This is a genomic window from Pseudomonas vranovensis DSM 16006 (assembly GCF_000425805.1).
Lineage (GTDB): Bacteria > Pseudomonadota > Gammaproteobacteria > Pseudomonadales > Pseudomonadaceae > Aquipseudomonas > Aquipseudomonas vranovensis.
In genome coordinates this window covers 300,202-326,062 of the sequence record NZ_AUED01000004.1, presented here as the reverse complement: position 1 = coordinate 326,062, position 25,861 = coordinate 300,202, and the positions used below count along the sequence as shown (strand labels likewise).

Annotated in this window: 19 protein-coding genes; 15 read left to right on the top strand and 4 right to left on the bottom strand. The window is 60.8% G+C overall.

The genetic code is table 11. The features are described 5' to 3' along the window. Positions 1–321 precede the first annotated feature (321 nt). Both argF and H621_RS0111125 read left to right on the top strand, forming a co-directional pair. Positions 322–1,242, top strand: coding sequence for an ornithine carbamoyltransferase (gene argF / locus H621_RS0111130; protein WP_028943475.1), 921 nt, complete (start codon positions 322–324; stop codon positions 1,240–1,242). Then, positions 1,239–2,348, top strand: a complete 1,110-nt coding sequence (locus H621_RS0111125; RefSeq protein WP_028943474.1) for an ABC transporter ATP-binding protein — start codon at positions 1,239–1,241, stop codon at positions 2,346–2,348. The genes argF and H621_RS0111125 overlap by 4 nt, the downstream gene beginning before the upstream one ends. Before the next feature lie 84 nt (positions 2,349–2,432). Here the strand turns inward: H621_RS0111125 and ybaK are convergent, their stop codons facing one another. After that, positions 2,433–2,903 (bottom strand): Cys-tRNA(Pro) deacylase, encoded by a 471-nt coding sequence (ybaK, locus tag H621_RS0111120; RefSeq protein ID WP_028943473.1) that lies wholly within the window; start codon positions 2,901–2,903, stop codon positions 2,433–2,435. A 326-nt stretch (positions 2,904–3,229) separates the two neighbouring features. Here ybaK and H621_RS0111115 point away from each other — a divergent pair, with 326 nt between their 5' ends. The 11 genes from H621_RS0111115 to H621_RS0111065 all read left to right on the top strand — a co-directional run bounded on the left by H621_RS0111115 (position 3,230) and on the right by H621_RS0111065 (position 15,337). Beyond that, positions 3,230–4,081, top strand: coding sequence for an MIP/aquaporin family protein (locus H621_RS0111115; protein WP_028943472.1), 852 nt, complete (start codon positions 3,230–3,232; stop codon positions 4,079–4,081). Positions 4,082–4,148: 67 nt separating this feature from the next. Then, positions 4,149–5,648 (top strand): glycerol kinase GlpK, encoded by a 1,500-nt coding sequence (glpK, locus tag H621_RS0111110; RefSeq protein ID WP_028943471.1) that lies wholly within the window; start codon positions 4,149–4,151, stop codon positions 5,646–5,648. A gap of 136 nt (positions 5,649–5,784) precedes the next feature. Then, positions 5,785–6,540 carry a DeoR/GlpR family transcriptional regulator gene (locus H621_RS0111105; protein ID WP_028943470.1) on the top strand — a complete coding sequence of 252 codons (756 nt, stop codon included), beginning with the start codon at positions 5,785–5,787 and terminating at the stop codon, positions 6,538–6,540. 182 nt (positions 6,541–6,722) lie between these two features. Further along, a complete protein-coding gene (gene glpD, locus H621_RS0111100) occupies positions 6,723–8,249 on the top strand; it encodes a glycerol-3-phosphate dehydrogenase (RefSeq protein ID WP_028943469.1) in 1,527 nt (508 codons plus the stop codon). A 276-nt stretch (positions 8,250–8,525) separates the two neighbouring features. Next, entirely contained in the window at positions 8,526–9,440 is a 915-nt protein-coding gene (locus H621_RS0111095) for a glutamate/aspartate ABC transporter substrate-binding protein (protein WP_028943468.1), read from the top strand. A 99-nt stretch (positions 9,441–9,539) separates the two neighbouring features. After that, a complete protein-coding gene (locus tag H621_RS0111090; RefSeq protein WP_028943467.1) occupies positions 9,540–10,286 on the top strand; it encodes an amino acid ABC transporter permease in 747 nt (248 codons plus the stop codon). Further along, positions 10,283–10,951, top strand: a complete 669-nt coding sequence (locus tag H621_RS0111085; protein ID WP_028943466.1) for an ABC transporter permease subunit — start codon at positions 10,283–10,285, stop codon at positions 10,949–10,951. The genes H621_RS0111090 and H621_RS0111085 overlap by 4 nt, the downstream gene beginning before the upstream one ends. Further along, positions 10,948–11,682: an amino acid ABC transporter ATP-binding protein gene (locus H621_RS0111080; protein WP_028943465.1), complete on the top strand. Its 735-nt coding sequence runs from the start codon at positions 10,948–10,950 to the stop codon at positions 11,680–11,682. Before H621_RS0111085 ends, H621_RS0111080 begins: the two co-directional genes overlap by 4 nt. A 65-nt stretch (positions 11,683–11,747) precedes the next feature. Beyond that, positions 11,748–13,655 (top strand): two-component sensor histidine kinase AauS, encoded by a 1,908-nt coding sequence (gene aauS, locus H621_RS0111075; protein WP_028943464.1) that lies wholly within the window; start codon positions 11,748–11,750, stop codon positions 13,653–13,655. Then, positions 13,652–14,977 (top strand): two-component response regulator AauR, encoded by a 1,326-nt coding sequence (aauR, locus tag H621_RS0111070; RefSeq protein WP_028943463.1) that lies wholly within the window; start codon positions 13,652–13,654, stop codon positions 14,975–14,977. The genes aauS and aauR overlap by 4 nt, the downstream gene beginning before the upstream one ends. A 33-nt stretch (positions 14,978–15,010) precedes the next feature. Further along, positions 15,011–15,337 carry a GlpM family protein gene (locus H621_RS0111065; RefSeq protein ID WP_167332105.1) on the top strand — a complete coding sequence of 109 codons (327 nt, stop codon included), beginning with the start codon at positions 15,011–15,013 and terminating at the stop codon, positions 15,335–15,337. On the opposite strand, the gene H621_RS0111060 is transcribed toward H621_RS0111065, so the two are convergent. Then, positions 15,334–16,323, bottom strand: coding sequence for an alpha/beta fold hydrolase (locus H621_RS0111060; protein ID WP_028943461.1), 990 nt, complete (start codon positions 16,321–16,323; stop codon positions 15,334–15,336). The two genes, H621_RS0111065 and H621_RS0111060, sit on opposite strands and share 4 nt — an antisense overlap. A gap of 200 nt (positions 16,324–16,523) precedes the next feature. On the opposite strand from H621_RS0111060, the gene H621_RS0111055 reads away from it, so the two are divergent. Further along, positions 16,524–21,836 carry a hypothetical protein gene (locus tag H621_RS0111055; protein WP_028943460.1) on the top strand — a complete coding sequence of 1,771 codons (5,313 nt, stop codon included), beginning with the start codon at positions 16,524–16,526 and terminating at the stop codon, positions 21,834–21,836. Positions 21,837–21,877: 41 nt separating this feature from the next. On the opposite strand, the gene metE is transcribed toward H621_RS0111055, so the two are convergent. Further along, the gene (metE, locus tag H621_RS0111050) at positions 21,878–24,190 is read right to left on the bottom strand and encodes a 5-methyltetrahydropteroyltriglutamate--homocysteine S-methyltransferase (RefSeq protein WP_028943459.1); all 2,313 of its coding nucleotides are present in this window, start codon (positions 24,188–24,190) and stop codon (positions 21,878–21,880) included. A 108-nt stretch (positions 24,191–24,298) separates the two neighbouring features. Here metE and metR point away from each other — a divergent pair, with 108 nt between their 5' ends. Continuing rightward, positions 24,299–25,216, top strand: a complete 918-nt coding sequence (metR, locus tag H621_RS0111045) for a transcriptional regulator MetR (protein WP_028943458.1) — start codon at positions 24,299–24,301, stop codon at positions 25,214–25,216. 3 nt (positions 25,217–25,219) lie between these two features. On the opposite strand, the gene H621_RS0111040 is transcribed toward metR, so the two are convergent. Next, positions 25,220–25,858, bottom strand: a complete 639-nt coding sequence (locus H621_RS0111040) for a LysE family translocator (protein ID WP_028943457.1) — start codon at positions 25,856–25,858, stop codon at positions 25,220–25,222. Positions 25,859–25,861 lie beyond the last annotated feature (3 nt).

The following is a 25,861-nucleotide window of genomic DNA, read 5'->3' as shown; positions in this document are numbered from 1 at the left end:
CTGGGGTGCGGTGACCACCAGCGAGTTTTGCCCCGTGAATCTCGCACCATCAGGCGCAGCGATTAGCTCGGGTGTTTGCAAAGGCGCCAGCGGGCAGTGTAAAACCCTTACGCAGTAATAAAAAAATCAGCCGCCCAATGGGTTACGGCACTGGCTGCGCTACAGCCGGTGAACGCCCCACTTGGTATGACGCGACATTTAATTATAGTATTGCGTCTCCCCCTAATTCGTCGCCCCGTGCGGCTTTCGCCGCAGGTCACTTCCGTTGTTTCTGAAAACCGGCACTGTTGATCTGCGGTCTGTTGCAAAAGGTAGTCAAACATGAGCGCTAGGCACTTTCTCTCCCTGATGGATTTCACTCCCGACGAACTGCTGAGTGTGATCCGTCGAGGCATCGAGCTGAAGGACCTGCGTAACCGCGGCGTACTGTTCGAGCCCCTGAAGAACCGCGTGCTGGGCATGATTTTCGAGAAGTCCTCGACCCGCACCCGGCTGTCGTTCGAGGCAGGCATGATCCAGCTCGGTGGCCAGGCCATCTTCCTGTCCCCGCGCGACACCCAGCTGGGCCGTGGCGAGCCGATCGGCGACTGCGCCATCGTCATGTCGCGCATGCTCGACGCGGTGATGATCCGCACCTTTGCCCACAGCACCCTGACCGAATTCGCCGCCAACTCCCGTGTACCGGTGATAAACGGCCTGTCCGATGACCTGCACCCCTGCCAGCTGCTGGCCGACATGCAGACCTTCCTTGAACACCGCGGCTCGATCCAGGGCAAGACAGTGGCCTGGATCGGCGACGGCAACAACATGTGCAACAGCTATATAGAAGCTGCCCTCCAGTTCGACTTCCAGTTGCGCATCGCCTGCCCGGCCGAGTACGAGCCCAATCCGGAATTCGTGGCCAAGGCCGGTGACCGCGTGCAGATCTTCCGCGAGCCCAAGGATGCCGTGCAGGGTGCCCACCTGGTGAGCACCGATGTCTGGACTTCCATGGGCCAGGAAGAGGAAACTGCACGGCGTCTGGCCTTGTTCGCGCCTTACCAGGTAACCCGCGAACTGCTCGACTTGGCAGCACCCGATGCCCTGTTCATGCACTGCCTGCCCGCACACCGCGGCGAGGAGATCAGCCTGGACCTGCTCGACGACCCGCGTTCGGTCGCCTGGGACCAGGCCGAAAACCGCTTGCATGCACAGAAGGCGCTTCTCGAATTTCTTGTTGAACCGGCCTATCACCACGCATGAGTCAGCCTTTACTGCTTAACCTGCGCAACCTCGCCTGCGGCTATGGCGAGGCGCGCATCGTCCAGAACCTCAACCTGCACCTCAACGCAGGCGACATCGGTTGCCTGCTGGGTTCCTCGGGCTGCGGCAAGACCACCACCCTGCGTGCTATCGCGGGTTTCGAGCCTGTACACGAAGGCGAAATCCAGCTGGCGGGCGAAGTCATCTCCAAGGCCGGGTTCACCCTGGCACCGGAGAAGCGCCGTATCGGCATGGTGTTCCAGGACTACGCACTGTTTCCACACCTGACGGTGGCGGAGAATATTGCCTTCGGTATCGGCAAGCACCCGCAACAGCAGCAGGTGGTTGCAGAAATGCTTGAGCTGGTAAAGCTCGGCGGCCTTGGCAAACGCTACCCCCATGAGCTTTCCGGAGGCCAGCAACAACGCGTTGCCCTGGCCCGAGCCCTGGCGCCCGAGCCGCAATTGCTGCTGCTCGACGAGCCCTTCTCCAATCTCGACGTAGAGCTGCGCAGACGCCTGAGCCACGAGGTTCGCGACATTCTCAAGAGCCGCGGCACCAGCGCCATTCTGGTCACTCACGACCAGGAAGAGGCCTTTGCCGTCAGCGATCACGTCGGCGTCTTCAAAGAAGGTCGCCTGGAGCAGTGGGACACCCCCTACAACCTCTATCACGAGCCGCTGACCCCCTTCGTGGCCAGCTTCATCGGCCAGGGTTATTTCATTCGCGGCCAACTGACCAGCCCGGAATCGGTACGTACCGAGTTGGGCGAACTGCGAGGCAACCGCGCCTACACCTTTACCCCGGGGAGTGCGGTGGACGTGCTGCTGCGCCCGGACGACATCATTCATGCCCCGCACAGTGCCCTTAAGGCGCTGATCGTGGGCAAGAGCTTCCTCGGCGCCTCCACCTTGTATCGCCTGCAACTGTCCACCGGCAGCCAACTCGAGGCGATTTTCGCGAGCCATATCGACCACCAGGTCGGGGCAGAGGTCGGTATCGAAGTGGCGGCCGATCACCTGGTACTGTTTGCGGTACCAGGTAGCGTGGCGGCGCAGTTGCCGGTACCCGAGAACGGCGTTCGCCGGTACAGCTCGGCGGTTTGACAACGCCTTCGCGGGCGAGCCCGCTCCTAACGCAGGAGCGGGCTCGCCCCGCGGCTACCCACTCGGATTGTCAGCATACGGACGTCAGGCGCGGGCGATCTCGGCAAATGTCGCCTGGGTGTGTTCAGCCAGTACCCTCGAAGACAACTCCACTTCCAGCCCACGCCGGCCAGCGCTGACAAAAATGGTTTCAAACGTTTCGGCAGATTGATCAATGAAGGTACGCAGGCGTTTCTTCTGCCCCAGCGGACTGATACCGCCCAATAGATAGCCGGTGGAACGTTGGGCTGCCGCCGGATCGGCCATCTCGCACTTCTTGACGCCTGCCGCGTGGGCAAGCCCCTTCAGATCAAGACTACCCACCACCGGCACAACGGCCACCAGCAGCTCGCCCTTTTCACTGCTGGCCAACAGCGTCTTGAACACCCGCGAAGGCTCAAGGTCGAGCTTCTCGGCAGCCTCCAAACCATAAGAGGCCGCTTTGGGGTCGTGTTCGTAGCTGTGGATACGATGTTCAGCGCGAACCTTTTTCAGCAGATCCAGGGCGGGGGTCATGCAAAGCTCCAAACAAAAAGTGAATGCCGTTTCGCTGGCTACTTTAGGACAAAAATCCGTGTCCCAGCCACCGCGTCATGTCTGCACGAGCGTTACGCACCCGGTGACATTTCAACACCATCAGCAAGACCAATAGTCAGTTTATGAATGCCTGTTCACTTTCGACCTTTGACATAAGCGTTTCTTGTCTATATTTTTTCGATTCTGAATATAGCCATGCCCCGATTAGGTGCATTTCTGCAGCCGACCCGACCGAAATGGGGATTTCTGTCGGGTTTTTGTCGAGCGCCCACCGCGTCTCACAACAACAAGAACCGAGGGAACGAATGACGACTGCTCAACGACAACCTACGCTGTCCAGCCAATGCATGGCCGAGTTTCTAGGCACCGCCCTGCTGATTTTCTTCGGTACCGGTTGCGTCGCTGCACTCAAGGTGGCCGGCGCCAGCTTTGGCCTGTGGGAGATCAGCATCATCTGGGGTGTTGGCGTGAGCATGGCGATCTACCTGACCGCCGGGGTATCCGGCGCCCACCTGAACCCGGCGGTGAGCATTGCACTGTGCCTTTTTGCCGGTTTCGAGAAGCACAAACTGCCCTTCTACATCGTTGCCCAGATCGCCGGGGCCTTCTGCGCTGCCGCACTGGTCTATACGCTCTATAGCAACCTGTTCTTCGATTACGAACAAGCCCACGAAATGATCCGTGGCAGCCAGGCCAGCCTGGAGCTTGCCTCCGTTTTCTCGACGTACCCGCACCCGGCGCTGTCCACTGGCCAGGCCTTTCTGGTCGAAATGATCATCACCGCCGTGCTGATGGCGGTGATCATGGCCCTGACCGACGACAACAACGGCCTGCCCCGCGGCGCCATGGCCCCATTACTGATCGGCCTGCTGATCGCGGTGATCGGCAGCGCCATGGGCCCGCTGACCGGCTTTGCCATGAACCCGGCCCGGGATTTCGGTCCCAAGCTGATGACATTCCTCGCTGGATGGGGCGAAGTCGCCTTTACTGGCGGACGTGACATTCCCTATTTCCTGATTCCGATCTTTGCGCCGATCATAGGAGCGAGCCTTGGTGCCGCCCTGTATCGCGGCGTGATTGCTCGCAACCTGCCGGTTGCCCCGAGCGAGACCGCCCAGACCGACGCCAACCCTCAGGGCAAGACCCAGGCATCCTGATGCCGCCCCGGCGAGCCAGGCTCGCCCTGCCCTGATATCTACCTTATTTGAGTGCAAGGCCAACGTTATGACAGACAGCCAGAACAAGAACTACATCATTGCCCTGGACCAGGGCACGACCAGTTCGCGGGCCATCATTTTCGATCGCGATGCCAACGTGGTGGGCACCTCGCAGCGAGAATTCGCACAGCACTACCCGCAAGCTGGCTGGGTCGAACACGACCCGATGGAAATCTTCGCCACCCAGAGCGCGACCATGGTCGAGGCCCTGGCCCAGGCTGGCCTGAGCCATGACCAGGTGGCCGCCATCGGAATCACCAACCAACGTGAAACCACCGTGGTCTGGGACAAGGAAACCGGCCGCCCGGTGTACAACGCCATCGTCTGGCAGTGCCGACGCAGCACCGAGATCTGCGAGCAGCTCAAGCGCGACGGCCTGCAGGACTACATCCGCGAAACCACGGGCCTGGTCACCGACCCGTACTTCTCCGGCACCAAGCTCAAGTGGGTGCTGGACAACGTCGAGGGCGCCCGTGAGCGTGCCGAGCGTGGCGAACTGCTGTTCGGCACCGTCGACAGCTGGCTGATCTGGAAATTTTCCGGCGGCAAGGTGCATGTCACCGACTACACCAACGCCTCGCGCACCATGCTCTTCAACATCCATACCCTGGAATGGGATCAGAAGATGCTGCAGGTGCTGGATATTCCTCGGCAGATGCTGCCAGAAGTACGCAGCTCCTCCGAGGTCTATGGCCACACCAAGAGCGGCATTGCCATCGCAGGTATTGCCGGCGACCAGCAGGCCGCTTTATTCGGCCAGATGTGCGTAGAGCCGGGCCAGGCCAAGAACACTTATGGCACCGGTTGCTTCCTGCTGATGAACACCGGCGACAAGGCGGTGAAATCGTCCCACGGCCTGCTGACCACCATTGCCTGCGGCCCGCGCGGTGAAGTGGCCTATGCCCTGGAAGGTGCGGTGTTCAATGGCGGCTCCACGGTGCAATGGCTGCGTGATGAACTGAAGATCGTCAACGACGCCCACGACACCGAATACTTCGCCAGCAAGGTCAAAGACAGCAACGGCGTTTACCTGGTACCAGCCTTCACCGGCCTGGGCGCGCCCTACTGGGACCCCTACGCCCGTGGCGCCCTGTTCGGCCTGACCCGTGGCGTGAAAGTCGACCACATCATTCGCGCCGCCCTGGAGTCGATTGCCTTCCAGACCCGCGATGTACTCGACGCCATGCAACAGGACTGCGGCCAGCGCCTGAGCGAACTGCGCGTGGATGGTGGCGCGGTCGCCAACAACTTCCTCATGCAGTTCCAGGCCGACATCCTCGGCACCTGTGTCGAGCGTCCGCAAATGCGTGAAACCACCGCCCTGGGTGCAGCCTACCTGGCCGGTCTTGCCTGTGGTTTCTGGAGTGGCCTGGACGAGTTGCGCGGCAAAGCGATCATCGAGCGCGAGTTCACCCCGCAGCTCGAAGAAGCGCAGAAAGAGAAGCTGTATGCCGGCTGGCTGAAGGCGGTGGACCGCACCCGGGACTGGGAGCCGCACGAGGACTGATTGACCGACAACGGCATCGCGGGGCAAGCCCGCTCCCACACGCTTGGTGGGAGCGGGCTTGCCCCGCGATGCTGGTCGTCAGCGAAATCCTGCGGCATCATGGCGCAATTTGCCCGGCTGCCCCAAAGGACCGCCCATGAACCTGCCCCCTCGCCAACAACAAATCCTCGAACTGGTCCGCGAACGCGGTTACGTCAGTATCGAAGAAATGGCGCAGCTATTTGTCGTTACCCCGCAAACCATCCGCCGTGATATCAACCAACTGGCCGAAGTGAACCTGCTACGCCGCTATCACGGTGGCGCAGCCTATGACTCCAGCATCGAAAACACCGCCTATGCCATGCGCGCCGATCAGATGCGCGACGAAAAGCAACGTATTGCCGAAGCCATCGCTGCACAGATCCCGGATCACGCCTCGCTGTTCATCAACATCGGTACCACCACCGAGTCCATTGCTCGCGCCCTGCTCAATCACAATCACCTGAAAATCATTACCAACAACCTGCATGTGGCCTCGATCCTCAGTGCCAAGGACGATTTCGAGGTGCTACTGGCAGGTGGCAATGTGCGTCGTGACGGGGGTGTGGTAGGCCAGGCCAGCGTCGATTTCATCAACCAGTTCAAAGTCGACTTTGCCCTGGTTGGCATCAGTGGTATCGACGAGGACGGCAGCCTGCTCGATTTTGACTACCAGGAAGTCCGGGTTTCCCAGGCGATCATCGCCAATGCCCGCCAGGTTATCCTCGCCGCCGACTCCAGCAAGTTCGGCCGCAATGCCATGGTACGCCTGGGGTCGATCAGCCTGATCGACTGCCTGGTGACCGACCAGGCTCCCGTGCCTGCACTCACCCAATTGCTCAACCAATACAAGATCCGCCTGGACGTGGTTTGAGCCCTTCAACGCTGCCGCCGCAATGGCGGCAGCAGCAATGTTCGTTATTTTTCATTTAATTATTATCCGATCAGTATTTTCTATGGAAAGCGACTGGCAGTCAGCATTCTGTTGCGCTAGTATTTTCGCAAATGAACATTAATGTTCAAATTCGATGCTAGAAAGTTTTAAGGAAGCCGCCCGTGCCCCATCCCAGTCAGTCATCGCCTGCCCTTGCCGATCTCTATGACCTCGCCGTAATCGGTGGTGGCATCAATGGCGTGGGCATTGCCGCCGATGCAGCCGGACGCGGCCTGTCGGTGTTCCTTTGCGAAAAGGACGACCTTGCCAGCCACACGTCGTCCGCCAGCAGCAAGCTGATCCACGGCGGCCTGCGCTACCTGGAGCACTATGAGTTCCGCCTGGTACGCGAAGCCCTGGCCGAACGTGAGGTGCTGCTGGCCAAGGCACCGCATATCGTCAAGCCGATGCGTTTCGTGCTGCCACATCGCCCGCACCTGCGTCCAGCCTGGATGATTCGCGCCGGCCTGTTTCTCTATGACAACCTGGGCAAGCGCAAGCAACTGGGCGCTTCGCGCAGCCTGCGCTTTGGCCCGGGCAACCCGCTCAAGCCTGCTATCACCCGCGGTTTCGAGTATGCCGATTGCGCCGTTGATGACGCCCGACTCGTGGTGCTCAATGCCATGGCAGCCCGCGAGAAAGGTGCGCACATCCGTACCCGCACTCGTTGCGTCAATGCACGCCGGATCGATGGCGTGTGGCATGTGCAGTTGGAAAATGCCGACGGCAGCCTGCAGTCGATCAAAGCCCGGGCGCTGGTCAATGCGGCCGGCCCATGGGTAGCCAAGTTCATTCAGGACGATCTCAAACTCGATGCGCCCTACGGCATTCGTCTGATCCAGGGCAGCCACCTGATCGTGCCCAAGCTCTACGAGGGCGAACATGCCTACATCCTGCAGAACGAAGACCAGCGGATCGTCTTCGCCATTCCATACCTGGAACGTTTCACCCTGATCGGCACCACCGACCGTGAGTACACCGGTGACCCGGCCAAAGTGGCGATCACCGAGGCAGAAACCGATTACCTGCTCAAGGTGGTCAATGCGCACTTCAATCACCCACTCAGCCGCGCCGACATCCTGCATACCTATGCCGGTGTTCGACCGCTGTGCAACGACGAATCCGACAACCCGTCGGCAGTGACCCGCGACTACACCCTGGCGCTCTCTGCCAGCACGGGTGAAGCGCCGCTGCTGTCGGTGTTCGGTGGCAAGTTGACCACCTACCGCAAGCTGGCTGAATCGGCCATGAGCGAGCTGGCGCCCTTCTTCCCCCAGATGCGTGGCAGCTGGACCGCTACCGCTCCGCTGCCGGGTGGCGAAGCGATGACCACCCCACAAGCGCTGGCCGATGCAATCCTGGCACGCTGCGGCTGGCTGCCAGCCGAGATTGCCAAGCGTTGGGCGCTGACCTACGGCAGTCGCGTATGGCGCCTGCTCGAAGGCGTTCAAGGCCCCGAGGACCTTGGCGATGCCATCGGCGGCGGGCTGTTCACTCGCGAGGTGGATTACCTGCGCAGCGAAGAATGGGCCGTGAGCGCTGACGACATCCTCTGGCGCCGTACCAAGCTTGGGCTGTTCACCACGGCAAGCGAACAACAGGCACTGCGGGACTACCTGCAGCGCCTGGAACTGCATCGCGCCGCCTGATCGCACAGAACCTGTGGGACTCCCACAGGCGTGGCATTCGGTTTTCCGAATGCCACTCCCAGCCGCATTCGGCCAACCGGACGAATCACCCCATCAGGAAATCTTCAAAAAAGATTAATGCCCCGCTTTTTCAAGGCTTTATGATCAAAGTCAGGGCTTGGCACGAGTCATGCTCTACACTCAGTACCCGAATGCGCAAACCGCTTTATTGCAGTGTTCGCTGAACGAAGAGCCCGCCAACGGCTCCATAAAAAAAACAATGTCGAGGAAATTTTGATGCGTATCGTTCCCCACCTGTTGGGCGCAGCCATCACGGCTGCTGTGATCAGCATGCCAGTCACCGCTGCAGAGCTGACAGGCACCCTGAAGAAAATCAACGACTCCGGCACCATTACCCTGGGGCACCGCGACGCCTCCATTCCGTTCTCCTACATCGCCGACGCTTCGGGCAAACCCGTCGGTTACTCCCATGACATCCAGCTGGCAATCGTCGAGGCCCTGAAAAAGGACCTGAACAAGCCAGACCTGAAGGTCAAGTACAACCTCGTCACCTCCCAGACCCGCATTCCACTGGTACAGAACGGCACCGTTGACGTCGAGTGCGGCTCGACCACCAACAACGTCGAGCGCCAGCAGCAGGTCGACTTCTCGGTCGGTATCTTCGAGATCGGTACTCGCCTGCTGTCCAAGAAAGACTCCTCCTACAAGGACTTCCCAGACCTGGCTGGCAAGAACGTGGTCACCACTGCAGGCACCACGTCCGAGCGTATCCTCAAGTCGATGAACGCCGACAAGCAGATGAAGATGAACGTCATCTCTGCCAAGGACCATGGCGAATCCTTCCAGATGCTCGAATCCGGTCGTGCCGTTGCCTTCATGATGGACGACGCCCTGCTGGCTGGCGAAATGGCCAAGGCCAAGAAGCCGACCGACTGGGCCGTGACCGGTACCCCGCAATCCTATGAAATCTATGGCTGCATGGTCCGCAAGGGCGACGAGCCGTTCAAGAAGGCAGTCGATGACGCCATCATCGCGCTGTACAAGTCGGGCGAGATCAACAAGATCTACAACAAGTGGTTCCAGTCGCCAATCCCGCCAAAGGGCCTGAACCTGATGTTCCCAATGAGCGAAGAGCTCAAGGCGTTGATCGCCAATCCTACCGACAAAGCTGCAGACGAAAAGAAGTCCTGATCCCCAGCTAGTTAGTGTCTAACCTTTCATCCGAGGGCGTGCAGCGCCCTCGGATGCTCGAAGGTGCCCGTGAAACAACTGATCTGAGGGGAGATCCCGATGAATTACAACTGGGACTGGGGCGTATTCTTCAAGTCCACCGGCGTCGGTAGCGAAACCTACCTGGACTGGTACATCACCGGCCTGGGCTGGACCATCGGCATTGCCGTTGCAGCCTGGATCATCGCATTGCTGCTGGGTTCGGTACTCGGCGTCATGCGGACTGTCCCGAACCGTCTGGTATCGGGTATTGCCACGGCCTACGTGGAACTCTTTCGTAACGTACCGCTGCTGGTGCAGCTGTTCATCTGGTACTTCCTGGTGCCCGACCTGCTGCCAGAAGGCTTGCAGGAGTGGTTCAAGCAAGACCTCAACCCGACCACCTCGGCATTCATCAGCGTAGTGGTCTGCCTGGGCCTGTTCACCGCCGCCCGTGTCTGCGAACAAGTGCGTACCGGTATCCAGGCGCTGCCCCGCGGCCAGGAAGCCGCAGCCCGCGCCATGGGTTTCAGCCTGCCACAGATCTATTGGAACGTGCTGCTGCCGCAAGCCTACCGGATCATCATTCCGCCGCTGACCTCCGAATTCCTGAACGTGTTCAAGAACTCCTCGGTGGCCTCGCTGATCGGCCTGATGGAGTTGCTGGCGCAGACCAAGCAGACCGCCGAATTCTCGGCCAACCTGTTTGAAGCCTTCACCCTGGCGACCCTGATCTACTTCACCCTGAACATGGGCCTGATGCTGCTGATGCGCATGGTCGAGAAGAAAGTCGCCGTACCCGGCCTGATCTCCGTGGGGGGTAAATAATGGACTTCAGTGGAATCATTCCTGCCCTGCCGGGCCTGTGGAACGGCATGGTAATGACCCTGCAACTGATGGTCATGGGCGTGGTCGGTGGTATCGCGCTGGGTACCATGCTGGCACTGATGCGGCTGTCGTCGAGCAAGCTCCTGGCAAACCTTGCCGGTGCCTACGTCAACTACTTCCGCTCCATCCCGCTGCTGCTGGTCATCACCTGGTTCTACCTGGCGGTGCCGTTCGTGCTGCGCTGGATCACCGGCGAAGACACCCCGGTGGGGGCATTCACCTCCTGCGTCGTGGCCTTCATGATGTTCGAGGCGGCGTACTTCTGCGAAATCGTCCGTGCCGGTGTGCAGTCGATCTCCAAAGGCCAGATGGGCGCAGCCCAGGCCCTGGGCATGACCTACGGCCAGACCATGCGCCTGATCATCCTGCCCCAGGCGTTTCGCAAGATGACCCCGTTGCTGCTGCAGCAGAGCATCATCTTGTTCCAGGACACCTCGCTGGTCTACACCGTCGGCCTGGTGGACTTCCTCAACTCCGCACGTGCCAACGGCGACATCATCGGACGCTCGAACGAGTTCCTGGTCTTCGCCGGCATCGTGTACTTCGTCATCAGCTTCTCCGCTTCCTTCCTGGTCAAGCGTCTGCAGAAAAGGATAACCGTATGATTTCCATCAAGAACGTCAACAAGTGGTACGGCGACTTCCAGGTTCTGACCGACTGCAACACCGAGGTCAAAAAAGGTGAAGTGGTGGTGGTCTGCGGTCCGTCCGGTTCCGGCAAGTCGACACTGATCAAGTGCGTCAACGCTCTGGAGCCCTTCCAGAAGGGTGACATCGTCGTCGACGGCACCTCGATCGCCGACCCGAAAACAAACCTGCCCAAGCTGCGCTCGCGAGTCGGTATGGTGTTCCAGCATTTCGAACTGTTCCCGCACCTGACCATCACCGAAAACCTGACCATTGCCCAGCGCAAGGTACTGGGCCGCAGTGAAGCCGAAGCAACCAAGAAGGGCCTGGCCCTGCTTGAGCGCGTCGGCCTCAGCAACCAGGCAAAGAAACACCCGGGCCAACTCTCCGGTGGCCAGCAGCAACGCGTCGCGATTGCCCGCGCACTGGCCATGGACCCGATCGTCATGCTGTTCGACGAACCGACCTCGGCCCTCGACCCGGAAATGGTCAGCGAAGTACTGGACGTAATGGTCCAACTGGCCAACGAAGGCATGACCATGATGTGCGTGACCCACGAAATGGGCTTTGCTCGCAAGGTTGCCAACCGCGTCATTTTCATGGACAAGGGCAACATCATCGAGGACTGCACCAAGGAAGAGTTCTTCGGTGACCCGCACGCCCGTGATGAGCGTACCCAGCACTTCCTCAGCAAAATCCTGCAGCACTGAGGTGTTAACGCTGCCTGTCCGGCAAACGCCGGACAGGCAGCGCTGTTAGTTACAGGGCCACTGTGATGAAATGCGATCCCACGCTCTTTCGCCCAGCCAAGCCTGCCCTTGCCGTGAAACCCCGTTTGATCCGCCAACTGCTGATTCCGCCCCTGATCGTCCTGTTGATGATTGGCCTGGGCGTGGCTGGCTTCATGATCAGCGAACACAACGGCATCCGCACCTTGAGCGAATCCGGCGAGCGCCAGCTCGAGCTGCACGCACGCGGGGTCGAGAGCGAAATCAGCAAGTACACCTACCTGCCCAGCCTGCTGGAACTGGAAGACAGCGTCTCCAGCCTGCTGACCGAAACCGATGGCGAGAGTCGCCAGACGGTCAATGAATACCTCGAAGGCCTGAACCGGCGCAGCCGCAGCCGGGCTATCTTCGTGCTCGACACCACGGGCCGGGTGCAGGCCACCAGCAACTGGCGCGATGTCGACAGTTTCCTGGGTGAAGACCTGTCGTTCCGTGCCTATTTCCAGGATGCCGTGCGCGGCCAGCCCGGGCGTTTCTATGGCATTGGCAGCACCAATGGCGAGCCTGGCTACTACCTGGCCCATGGCCTGGAAGAACACGGCAAGATCATTGGCGTGGCGGTGATCAAGGTGCGCCTGGAGGCGATGGAAGAACGCTGGCAACGCGCACGCCTGGAGGCCTTCGTCAGCGACGAGAACGGCATCATCATCCTTTCCAGCGACCCGGCGCGGCGCCTCAAGTCAGTCCGCCCGCTGAGCCCGGAGACCAAGGAGCGCCTGGCCCGCAGCCTTCAGTATTACTGGTGGCCGCTCAACGAGCTGCACCCCTTGTCACGGGAAAAATACGCCGACGGCATCGAGAAGCTGAGCTTCCCGGCCAACGCCGAACTGGGGGATGGTAGCCACGAAGTGGCCTACCTGGCACAAACACGGCGGCTGAATGACACGCCCTGGCATTTCACCCTGCTCACACCGCTGCAAGACCTGCGCCGCGAGTCGACCATCCAGGGCATGCTGGTCGCCGTGGCGTTTGCCTTGCTGGCGATCCTGCTGATTGCCTGGAACGAGCGGCGCAAGGTGATCGCCACACGCCTGGCTGCCCGTGAAGCCCTGGAAGAAGCCAACAGCCAGTTGGAGCGCAAGATTACCGAGCGCACCGCCGACCTGCGGGCCAGCAACGAACGCCTCATCGGCCAGATCCGCGAACGGCGGCATGCCGAGCAAACCCTGCGCTACGCCCAGGACGAACTGGTCCAGGCCGGCAAGCTTGCAGCCATCGGCCAGATGTCCACCAGCATCGCCCATGAGCTGAACCAGCCATTGGCGGCCTTGCGCACCCTCTCGGGCAACACCGTGCGTTTCCTCGAGCGCGGAGCCCTGGAAACCGCCAGCACCAACCTGCGCACCATGAACGACTTGATCGACCGCATGGGCCGCATCACTGCCAGCCTGCGTTCATTTGCCCGGCGCGGCGACGACAGCGGCCAGGCATCGCTGGCCAAGGCCGTGGAGGCCTGCCTGCAGGTGCTGGGCAACCGCATTGCGGGGTGTCACCTGAAACTGCACAGCCACTTCGAAGACCAGCAACTGGCCATCGACCAGACGCGTCTCGAACAAATCCTGGTCAACCTGATCGGCAACGCGCTCGATGCCATGGCCGCCCAGCCCCTGCCCCAGCTCTGGCTGGAAGGCGAACTGCAGGGCGACAAATACCGCCTGCGGGTGCGCGACAACGGCCACGGCATCGATGACGAAGCGCGCAAGCACCTGTTCGAGCCCTTTTTCACCACCAAACCGGGAGAGCACGGCCTGGGCCTGGGACTGACCCTGTCCGCCAGCCTCGCGGCCGCGGCCAAGGGCAACCTGAGTGTCGAACACCCCGCCGGCGGCGGTACTGCGTTCGTCCTCACCCTGCCATTGGTCAATGCCCCCACAGAATCTGCCGAGTCTTTATGAACCAAGCGCCCCTTACCGTCCTGATTGTCGAAGACGACCCGCATGTGCTGCTCGGCTGCCAACAAGCCCTGGCGCTGGAAGACATCGCTTGCGAAGGTGTCGGCAGCGCCGAAGAGGCCCTGCAACGCATTGGTGATGACTTCGCCGGGATTGTGGTCAGTGATATTCGCCTGCCCGGCATTGATGGCCTGGAGCTGCTCGGTCGCCTCAAGGCACGCGACAGCAGCCTGCCGGTAGTGCTGATCACCGGTCACGGTGATATCGACATGGCCGTCGGCGCCATGCGTAATGGTGCCTACGACTTCATGGAAAAACCCTTCGCCCCGGAGCGCCTGGTCGAAGTGGTACGCCGCGCCCTGGAACAACGCGGGCTGTCGCGCGAAGTCTTCGCACTGCGCCGCCAACTGGCCGAGCAAAGCACCCTGGAAGGCCGGATCATCGGCCGTTCGCCGGTCATGCAGAACCTGCGCGAGTTGATTGCCAATGTGGCCGACACCTCCGCCAACGTGCTGATCGAAGGTGAAACCGGCACCGGCAAAGAGCTGGTTGCCCGTTGCCTGCACGAATTCAGCCGCCGCCAGGCGCAGCCGTTCGTGGCGCTGAATTGCGGCGGCCTACCGGAGAACCTGTTTGAAAGCGAGATCTTCGGTCACGAGGCCAATGCGTTCACCGGTGCCGGCAAGCGCCGCATCGGCAAGATCGAACATGCCAATGGCGGCACGCTGTTCCTCGATGAAGTCGAAAGCATGCCGATCAACCTGCAGATCAAACTGCTGCGGGTCCTGCAGGAACGCACCCTGGAACGCCTGGGGTCGAACCAGAGCATTCCCGTCGATTGCCGGGTGATCGCCGCGACCAAGTCCGACCTCGATGCACTGGGCCAAAACGGGCAGTTTCGCAGCGACCTGTATTACCGCCTGAACGTGGTCACCCTGGAACTGCCACCGCTGCGCGAACGCCGCGAAGACATCCTGCAATTGTTCGAGCATTTTCTGCAGCTGGCATCCCTGCGCTTCGATCGGGAAGCTCCGCAACTGGACAGCCAGACCCTGTCGCGGCTGATGGCCCACGACTGGCCGGGCAACGTGCGCGAGCTGCGCAACGTTGCCGAACGCTACGCCCTGGGCCTGCCGGCCTTCAAGAAAGCCGGTACCACCTCCAACCAGAGCCTGGGTTTTGCCGAGGCGGTCGAAGCGTTCGAGCGCAACCTGCTCAGCGACGCCTTGCAGCGCACCGGGGGCAACCTCAGCCAGGCCAGCCAGGAGTTGGGCATGGCCAAGACCACCCTGTTCGACAAAGTGAAAAAATATGGCCTGGGATAACCTGCCACACCAACAGGAACGCATGTGGACCTGATACTCAAAGCCTGCCTGGGCGCAGCCGTGGTGGTCATCCTTGCCGCGTTGGCCAAAACCCGCAACTACTACATTGCGGGATTGGTCCCGCTGTTCCCGACCTTCGCCCTGATTGCCCACTACATCGTCGGCAAGGGCCGTTCGCTTGACGACCTGAAGACCACCATTCTGTTCGGCATGTGGTCGATCATTCCGTATTTCGTTTACCTGGCAGCCCTGTACCTGCTGGTCGACCGCTTGCGCCTGGAGGCTTCACTGGCCCTGGCGGCAGTGGCCTGGCTGATCGCGGCGACCGTACTGGTCAGCCTCTGGGTGCGCCTGCACTAAAGCTGGGCCCAATGGCTCATGTCTTCGCGATGGGCCTTCAGGTACGGCAGCACGGCAGCCAGCAAGGGCGCCTTGAATTGCTCCTGGAAACGGTGCGCCAACCCCGGAATCAAGCGCAATTGGCTACCCCGGATATGGGCAGCCAGATGCACCCCATGCATGACGGGGAGCAACGGGTCGGCCGTGCCATGCACCACAAGGGTCGGCAGGCGCAGGTTGTCGAGCAGGTCGACACGGCTCGGCTCGGCGAGGATCGCCATGATCTGGCGCTTGACCCCCTCGGGGTTGAACGCCCGGTCATAGGCCTGCGCCGCCTGCTCCAGCAATGCCTGGCGATCATCCTTGACCTGGGGGCTGCCCAGCGCAGCCAGCAAGTCGGCCTGTTGCTCCAGTGCCACTTCGCGATTGGGCGCCCCGCGCCTGGCCAACAACTGCACCAGCGCAGGGCTCGGTGCCGGCAGGCCCACGGCGCCGGAACTGGACATGATCAACGTCAGGCTCTCCACCCGCTGCGGCGCCATTGCTGCCAGGTGCTGGGCGATCATGCCGCCCATGCTCACGCCAAGCACATGAAAACGCTCAACCCGCAGGGCATTCATCAGACCCAGGCCATCGTCGGCCATGTCGGTCAAGGTATACGGCGCGCCCACCGACAGGCCCAGCTTGTAGCGCAGCAATTCATAGGTGAGGTTGGCGTTCCGCGGCGCCTGGTTCCAGGACGACAGTCCAACGTCGCGGTTGTCATAGCGAATTACCCTGAAGCCCTGTTGGCACAAAGCGACCAGCACCTCATCCGGCCAGTGGATCAATTGCCCCCCCAGGCCCATGACCAACAACAAGGCAGGGTCCGAGTCACGTCCAATGCTCTGGTAGGCCAGGCTGACCTGCTCCAGGCGCGCCTGCTGCACCGGCGCGTTGACGTCACAACGCGCCGCCGTCGCGACTTGAGTGCATAAAATCAAGAAAAAGAACAAAAAAGCCCGCATGAGTGAAACACCAGAATGCAAATCCCCAGTAGAGCGCGAGTCTGATGAAATTCATTCAAGCGCGCTGCCACAGTTGCATGACAATTTGATGAATCTGGCCAAGCGGTCACCTCACTAACTATGTACCGCCTGCGCCACCAGGATCTGCCACCCAATGGGATTGCCACTCTCGGCACTACCCCATTTCGGGAAGTCTTTTTATGCGCGCCCCATCTGAAACCCACGTACCGAATGTCCCTTCCCCGGTCGTATTGACCAGCGCCACCCCCTTCGACCTCGAGCGGTCGAACGACGCCACCCGACGCTGGACACACCATTTCGATACCTTCAATGACCTGCTTGCCCGCGCGCCGGGGGTGTACCAGGCGCTGCGCAGCGTGTTGCACAACCAGCTGAGCACTGACCCTGATATCACCGGCCTGCGGTTTCATGCTTCAGCCACGTTCATCAATCTCATCGCACTCGCAACCTTTACCCGCCACCACCCTCAAGCCCCCGCCGAACTGAATGCACAGGCCCAGGTCGTCGGCGTCGACGTCCAGCACCCGATCCTGAGGCTCTCTGCTACGCAACTACTGGACAAACTCGCCGCCCTGGATTTGCCGGCCATTGTCAGCCGGCAATGGCATGACTATTGGGCAGCGCGTGCCAAAGGTACGGCCGTCAGCCGACTCAGCCACGCCCGACACCACTATCAGGAATACGAGCGCGCAAGCCGGGACGCCACCCTGGCAAGGCGTGACGGCGATGAGCAGGCGCTCGGCCCGGGCAATGATGACCATGCCCCAGCAGGCTTTGACACCTTGTTCGAGAACCTTCTGCAGGCTCGGCTCCAAGCCCTGGAACACAATCCCGGCGACGACCTCCAAACGCATGCCGAGCTGGCCCTGGCCATCGTCCATCGAGTCGATGCCAGGCAATACAGCCCGAGCGTTCTGAGCACACCGCCGGCCCTCGAACACGAAGAAGACGAACCGCCCCCGGGCCGCTCGTTGTTCGACTTTGGCAGCCTGGATATCGACATGCCCTACGCCGTTCGTCGGCAACAGATCAACCTGCAGTACCAGCTGCTCACCGCCCTGAGCGACGACAAACTACAGGCGTTCAAGCGTGAGCACGCCGCACTGGAGGGGGTCTGTGCTGACGCCGAGCGGGCCATCGATCTGTACCTTCAGACATCACCCCTGCCCCCCGTCGCCAGTGAGGTGCTCCTCAAGGCCCACTATGAAGGCTTGCATGCCCATGCCCGCATCCAACACCTGCTGGGACAGATCAACGACGAACACCTGCGCTGGGTCGAGGGTCTGGTCGGCGCTCCTGAGTCCTTTCCACCAGCGGGTTCGGCAGTTATCGCCGCACATCCGCAACTGCACCTCAAAGGTATCAACACCGTCTTGCGCAACTGCGTGGTGATCACCCTGCGCGATCCGCAGCCATCATCGGGCCTGTTGCTGTACTGGCCTGGCGAATCGGGCGGACTGCTGCATTGCACCAATCTGGACGAACTGGCGCGCTGTTTCGACATTACCGACTCGAGCGATCAGTCATTGAACCTCGTCACGCTCAGCGGCAATGTACTGGCGCAGATCCTTGCGTATCACCTGGAGCGCGGTACACCTGAAGCCCTGCCCGTCGAGGCCACCAACGATGCGTGGGAGCGTGCGGCTGAAACACTGGCGCACGCCTGGACAGTGCCTCGCCACGCGGCCCGCGACTTTGCGTTCAAACAGTTGCAAGAGCAGGCGCACAGTGAAGCCTTGAGCGCGGTTTTTCCTTCTTGGCTGGTAAACCTGCAGGCACCTGATCGGCTTGCCCTCAAGACCAGCACACTCGACTACATCGCCGCCATGCGTCGCGCCCAGGCGCTGATCGCCCGCGACCTGCCCAACCGCCTTCTGTTCTGCCGCCAACACATCAGCGAATACCTGAAGCGGGACTTTCCCACTTACGATGGCAAACCGATTGGCCTGGACCTGCCGCAGAACACCGCCTGGAAAAAAGATTTCATCGCGGGCAGCGGTGCACCTGGCGTGCCGGTCAAACCAGTACTGGTAGCCAGCACGGAACGCGAAACCGTGAGGCTGGAAACCCTGCTGCTGGAGCACATCGACGATGAGGTAAAAGACCGCCTGCACTTCATGGCGTTGCGCCTGCAAACTGCCGACAAGGCGCTTGAGCAAACCTTGCGTGATCGCATCGACAAGGATTACCTGGTGAGCATGGCCAGCAAACTTGACCTTGCGCAGCAGTATGAAGAGAAGATCCGTGCTGCCTACGCGGGGATCGACGAAAGCCCCTTCGCTCGCGAGCTCCGTCGCGAGGTACTTGGCGATCCGCTGCGCCTGATGCTGAAGATGCACTGCGCCATGGCCACGGCCAAAGGCGATCTGGACGATAAGGCCCAGGTCATCCTGAATATCGCAATCGACGCCGACAACGCCGCAGCCTACAGACATGAAGGGCACGATATCCGTCTGATTCCCGCCATGCTCACCGCCGGTGGTGCCGATACAAACCTGCACGGCACGGTCCTTTCTGGCGTGACCTTTATCAGCGACCTGCACAGCGGCCTCACGTTACTGTATCGCCCTGAACACCCCACACGCCCTGTGCGCCAGTACCCCAGCCTCGAAGCAGCCCGCATCGACCTTTACCGGCTTGCCAAGCAAACCGGAGAAATCGAGTACCTCGCCGAACGTGCCTTGCAGGGTAATCCCGACGCACACCGCGCCCGACTGCGCGAGGCAATCAGGCTCAAGTTCGACGGCATCATTGGCCTTGGTACTGCCTGGCCCGCTACCACCTCACTTGCCCAGCACTTGCTGGATGCCCAACTGGGCCGAATGCTGGAGGCCCATCGCGCAACGTCGCGCTCGAACGACCAGCTATGGCTGGAAAATTTCGCTTACCAGAGCGGCATGGTGTTCAACCACATCAAGATGGCCCTCGGCTTTTTGCCTGTGATCGGCACCGTCATTGGCATCTATGACTTCTTCGAGGCCAGCGCCAACGCCGCCACTGCATTGATAAACGGCCAGATCGGCAGGGCACTGGACGAATTGGAGTACGCACTGTTGGCGTTCATTGACGCCGCGCTGGACCTACTGCCCGGTGCAATGGCCAACCCAACTGCAGCCTGCCAACTCACCCGCCAGCGTCAATTGCACAAGCTGCACGCCGGCCCTGCATCGGGTTTCAGGCCTGGGGCGGCGAGCGCCCGCCAGCGCCTGGCTCGTTTTGATGGCTATGAGTATCAAGTGCCACTGTCATTGGACGGGATTGAGCCAGGAACCCAAGGCAAATACCGCGGTATCTACCAGCACCCTGACGGCGATTTCATTCTGGTCGAGGATCGTCCCTGCCAAGTGCAGTGGCTCGAGACGGAGCACACCTGGCGCTTGCGTGGAACCCCGCTCAAGACCTGGAGAAAAAACATCGCGATGGATGAAAATGGCCAGTGGGATACCCACTTCGCCCTCTACGGAGTGCACCTGATGGGCGGTGGCGCGGGGGGTGGCCAGGTAATCGGACACCTGGCCGAGCGACTGGACCCCTACTGGCCGGCGGCAATTCGCGACCAGTTGCCACGCTTTCTGATAGACAGCGCCCATCGGCGCCGGCGCATGCTGGAATCGCAATCCCTGGTGGACGAGCGTACGTTTCAAGCGTCTCTGCAACGCACGAACACTCAATACGAGACATTCGACAACGCCACGCCTGAGGCACAGATGGCTGCAATGCCTCAAATGAAACAACGCTTTCGTGCTGACATAGACGCGGCCAGAACGTCATACAGCGCTTGGGATGAACGGCTGAAAGCCGAAATACACGGCTTGAAACACACCTGCACGACCCAGAAATCACGTGTGGCCAGAGCCCTGTGCAACCGACTGATCGGTCTGATGGACCTGACAACGACCCAGGCCCAGCATCACCTGTACAACCAACTGGCAATCTCCTTGCAGCTTGAGGACCTGACCGATCTGGTGGATCGAGCCCCACTGCTGCAGATAATGCGCATTCACGCGCTCCACGTCATCGACTGCAAAGCACAATTGCTCGACCTGAAGAAAAAACTGGATCACTGGTTCCTGCTCACCAGCCTTCCCCCACAACCTTCGTTGAGACGAGACGCTGCAGTGTTCAAGAGCAAACTGACCGCCTTGAAAAAAAACCTGGTGGTTGAAGACGCAACGTGGCAAAACACCGACCCGGACCCCGATCAATTCCTTGAAAAGGCGGCTGAAATACAGAGCCGATTCGAGGAAGGGCTACTCACCCTCGGCGAAGCCTTCCCGCCCGCGAAACAGTACCTGAGGGAAGTCAAAGATTTTGAGTTACTCAAACTGGCCGGTCAGCGCAGGGAACGTTACCTGAACCAAATTTATTTCGTTTTTCACAACACCCGCCACCTGATAGTCGCAGCGCAGAACTACACAAACACCTCTGTGTTGGCTGAGTTCTATATCAATCGACTGAGCACCATCGAAGACGACGTGCATCAGATGCACAGTACATTGCTCGGGCTACAGGAAGTGCCTACCAATGCAGCCCAGCGTCGTGAAATCCATTCCCAGGCCCGGCAAGTCTTCCGTCAATACAAGCTTGATCTGCAAAGCACCTATGCCAGTCTTCCGGAGCTGTTTGATGCGCCTTACTTGAAGCGGCTGTATGAACATCTCGACCTGCTCATCGACCAGGCCGACAAGTCCATTCAACGCCTGCCGGGGCAACGACGGGCAAAGCAAGGCACTCATACGCTTAAACTGTTTCAGGTCGAAAACGGCAACCTCTACATTGGCGACTACTTTCCGGCGGGAGGAACAACTGGCGAGCAGATTGTCGTGCACAACGCCGAGGGCGGCGCGGTCAGTACGTTCGAGCCTTCGGGGAAGCGTTGGAGAAAGCAGGCCGCGCGGCCAACGATTCGTCCACATGAACTGCGTGACCTCAAGCAGACGGCAAGTCAGCTGCTCGCAGACCTGGAAAACTTCCGTAACCGCACCCGTGGGTACATGGGGCCCAATACAGTGCCTGCTGACCTTGAAGACATCATGAATCTCAAGGCCGTGGAACTGGAGAGCTGCGCCGAACGACTCGAACTCCTTGGCGGCAGCCTCGCGGACACCGCCGACCTGCGAACCCAGGCTACACAACTGCGTCAGCAAGGTACCCAGTTACGAATCGACCAGATCAAGCTCAGTCATCGACCGAATGAAGGGCAGTTGATGTATCTGCACGAACGCCAGCAGATCGGTATCCAGGCAGTGGGAGAACGGCAGCGACTCAAAGATCGTGACTTTCTTCAAGAGTACGAGGTTCGCGACCTGACTGCGCCCAGCCGCCCAGTGATGTGGTATGCCCACTTTCATTACCGTGGCCTTGATACGCCGTTCGAGAACTTCAGTGCGGCGCATCTCAAGCGCCTTGAGGACCGCTATTTGCGTACCGACGAAGTCTGGCGAGGGTCGATCAGACACGATACAGCCAAGACGTATTTTGCGTCCCGCTAAGAAGCACCAACGGCGAACCCTTGGGTTCGCCGTTGTTTTTTTTACGCCAGTTCGCTGCGTAGCTGCCGCGCCGCGGCCACCATGTTCACCAGTGCGGCTTCTGTCTCCGGCCAGGCACGGGTCTTGAGGCCACAGTCGGGGTTGACCCACAGGCGTTCGGCCGGGATACGCCTGACCGCCTTGCTCATCAGCTTGACCATCTCTGTGGTATCCGGCACCCGCGGGGAATGGATGTCGTACACACCAGGGCCGATATCATTGGGGTATTCGAACGCTTCGAAGGCCTCCAACAGTTCCATGTCCGAACGCGAAGTCTCGATGGTGATCACGTCGGCATCCATGGCCGCGATGGCCTCGATCACATCATTGAACTCGCTGTAGCACATGTGGGTGTGGATCTGGGTTTCGTCGCGCACGCCACTTGAGCACAGGCGGAAGGCATGCACGGCCCAGTCCAGGTACTGCTGCCATTGTGCGCCGCGCAGGGGCAAGCCTTCGCGGAACGCCGCTTCATCGATCTGCACGATCTTGATTCCGGCCGCTTCCAGGTCTTGCACTTCGTCGCGAATGGCCAGGGCCAGTTGTTCGGCCTGGACCTTGCGCGACACATCCTCGCGTGGGAAGGACCACATCAGCATGGTCACCGGCCCCGTCAGCATGCCTTTCATGACCTTGCTGGTCAGGCCCTGGGCGTACTCTATCCAGGCCACGGTCATGGCCTGCGGACGGCTCAGGTCGCCGTAGATGATCGCAGGCTTCACGCAGCGCGAACCGTAGCTTTGCACCCAGCCGAAGCGGGTAAAGATGTAGCCGTCGAGCTGCTCGGCAAAGTACTCGACCATGTCGTTGCGCTCGGCCTCGCCGTGCACCAGTACATCCAGTCCCAGGCGCTCCTGTATCTGCACGGCATGGCGAATCTCGCTGTGCATGGCATCGGTGTAGTCATTGGCCGACAGCTTGCCTTGCTTGAATGCCTGCCGCGCCAGGCGGATGGCCGAGGTCTGCGGGAACGATCCAATCGTGGTGGTCGGGAACGCCGGCAGTTGCAAGCGCTGGCGCTGAGCGTCGATACGCTGGGTGAAGGGCGAGTGGCGCTGGCTGTCGGCGGCAGTAACCGCTGCCAGGCGAGCCTGGACCTGGGGCTTGTGAATACGGGGCGACTCGGCACGGCTTTTCTGTACCGCGCGACTGCTGGCCAGAGCGCTTTGCACCCGTGGCAGGTGCGGCGCATCCAGGGCCTTGGCCAGTACCGCGATCTCTTCGCATTTCTGCACGGCAAAGGCCAGCCAGCTTTTCAGCTCGGCATCCAGTTTGTCTTCGCGGGCCAGGTCTACCGGGCTGTGCAACAGCGAGCAGGAACCGGCGACCCACAAGTTGGCACCGAAACGCTGGCGGGCCTGCTGCAGTTGCTCGAGGGCCGTGTCGAGTTCGCAGCGCCAGACGTTACGCCCGTTGACCACACCCAGCGACAGCACTTTGTAGCTAGGCAGGCGGTCGAGCACTATCGGCAGTTGCTCCGGGGCCCGCACCAGGTCGACATGCAGACCATCCACCGGCAGGCCGACTGCCAGGCCAAGGTTGTCTTCCAAGCCGCTGAAATAAGTGGCGACCAGCTTCTTGAGTGGCGAGTACTGGAGAATGTGATAGGCACGCTCAAAGGCGTTTTTCCATGCCTGGGGCAGGTCCAGGCCGAGGATCGGCTCGTCGATCTGTACCCACTCCACGCCCTGGCGGGACAGACGGCTGAGGATTTCACCATAGACCGGCAGCAAGCGCTCCAGCAGGTCGAGCTTGTCGAACTCACCGCCCTTGGCCTTGCCCAGCCACAGGTAGGTCAGTGGGCCGATCAGCACCGGTTTTACCGTGTGACCCAGCGCCTGAGCTTCGGCGACTTCCTCGAACAGTTGTTCCCAACTGAGCAGGAAGCGCTGATCGGCGCTGAACTCCGGGACCAGGTAGTGGTAATTGGTGTCGAACCACTTGGTCAGCTCCTGGGCATATTGCGCCTGGCCGTGCTCACCGCCGCAGCAGCTCGTGGTCGCGCCACGGGCCATAGCGAACAGGGTATCCAGCGTCGGCAGGCCATTGCTGCCCAGGGTCTTGGCGAAACGCTCGGGGATTGCGCCAAAGGCCAGCGAGTGCGTCAGCACCTGGTCGTACCAGGCGAAGTCGCCCACCGGCAACAGGTCGATACCGGCGTCCTTCTGCAACTGCCAATGACGAGCACGCAGCTCACGGCCCACCGCGTGCAGACCGGCCAGGTCGAGGTCGCCTTTCCAGTAGGCCTCCTGGGCTTTTTTCAATTCGCGGTCAGCGCCAATGCGCGGAAATCCAAGGTTGTGGGCCAGTGCCATGACAATCGTGCTCCCTGTAAAAGATGGCGCCATTGTCGACAGCAAGACCATCATGAGACAAACTCAATAAATTCGTGTTCATCTCAAAATTTACTCATGGAGCACCCGGTGCTGGAAATTCGTCACCTGAAAACCCTGCATGCCCTGCGTGAAGCCGACAGCCTGGTTGAGGCCGCCGAACGCTTGCACCTGACCCAATCGGCGTTGTCCCACCAGTTCAAGGAACTGGAAGAGCGCCTGGGCATGCAATTATTCATGCGCAAGACCAAGCCGCTCCGCTTCACCAGCGCCGGCCTGCGCCTGCTGCAACTGGCCGACGCCACCCTGCCGCTGCTGCGCGGCGCCGAGCGGGACATCGCCCGCCTGGCCGGTGGCACTGCCGGGCGCCTGCACATGGCCATCGAATGCCATAGCTGCTTCCAGTGGCTGATGCCGACCATCGACCAGTTTCGCGACGCCTGGCCTGAGGTAGAGCTGGACCTGGCTTCGGGTTTTGCCTTCGCCCCGCTCCCCGCCCTGGCCCGCGGTGACCTGGACCTTGTGGTGACGTCCGACCCGCTGGAGCTGACCGGACTGACCTATGTACCGTTGTTCACCTACGAGGCCATGCTCGCGGTGGCCAACCAGCACCCGCTGGCAAGCAAGCCCTACATCGTGCCGGAGGACCTGGCCTGCGAGACACTGATCACCTACCCGGTGGAGCGTGACCGCCTGGATATCTTCACCCGTTTCCTGGAGCCTGCCGACGTGGAGCCGGCCCAGGTTCGCACAGCCGAGTTGACGGTGATGATGATGCAATTGGTCGCGAGCGGACGTGGCGTGTGCGGCATGCCGCACTGGGCATTGCACGAGTACAGCTCGCGCGGTTACGTCAAGGGCAAGCGCCTGGGCGACAAAGGCCTGTTCGCCACCCTCTATGCCGCGGTACGCACCGACATGCTCGATGCGCCGTACATGCGCGACTTTTTGCTGACCGCCAAGGACACCTCGTTCTCCACCCTCGACGGCGTCAGCGCTGTGCGTTGAGGCTCACGCCAGTTTGCGCTGCTCCTGTACCAGGCGCAGCGCAAGGCCCGCCAGCACGAAACCCATCACATAACGCTGTACCATCAACCACAACGGATAGCGGACGAACCAGGCCGACAGGCCGGCAGCGAACAAGGCGATCAACAGGTTCACCGAGAAACTCACGGTGATCTGGGTCAGCCCCAGCGTCAGGCTCTGAGCCAGCAACGAACCATGCTCCGGGGAGATGAACTGCGGCAGGATCGACAGGTAGAACATCGCCACCTTGGGGTTCAGCACACTGGTCAGAAAACCCATCATCACCAGCTTGGCCGGAGAATCCGGGCTCAGCTCACGCGCCTCGAACGGCGAACGCGCCCCAGGCTTCACCGCTTGCCAGGCCATCCAAAGCAGGTAGGCGGCGCCCGCCCACTTGAGCAGGTCGTAGCCCAGCGGTACCGCCATGAACAACGCCGTCAGCCCTACCGCCGCTGCCGTCATGTGTACCAGAAACCCGGCGACCACACCCACCAGCGAAGTGATCCCGGCCATGCGCCCCTGGCAGATCGAGCGCGAAATCAGGTAGATCATGTTCGGCCCGGGGGTCAGGACCATCAGCAGCGCTGCACCGGTAAACAACAGCCATTCGTGGACGGGGATCATCAG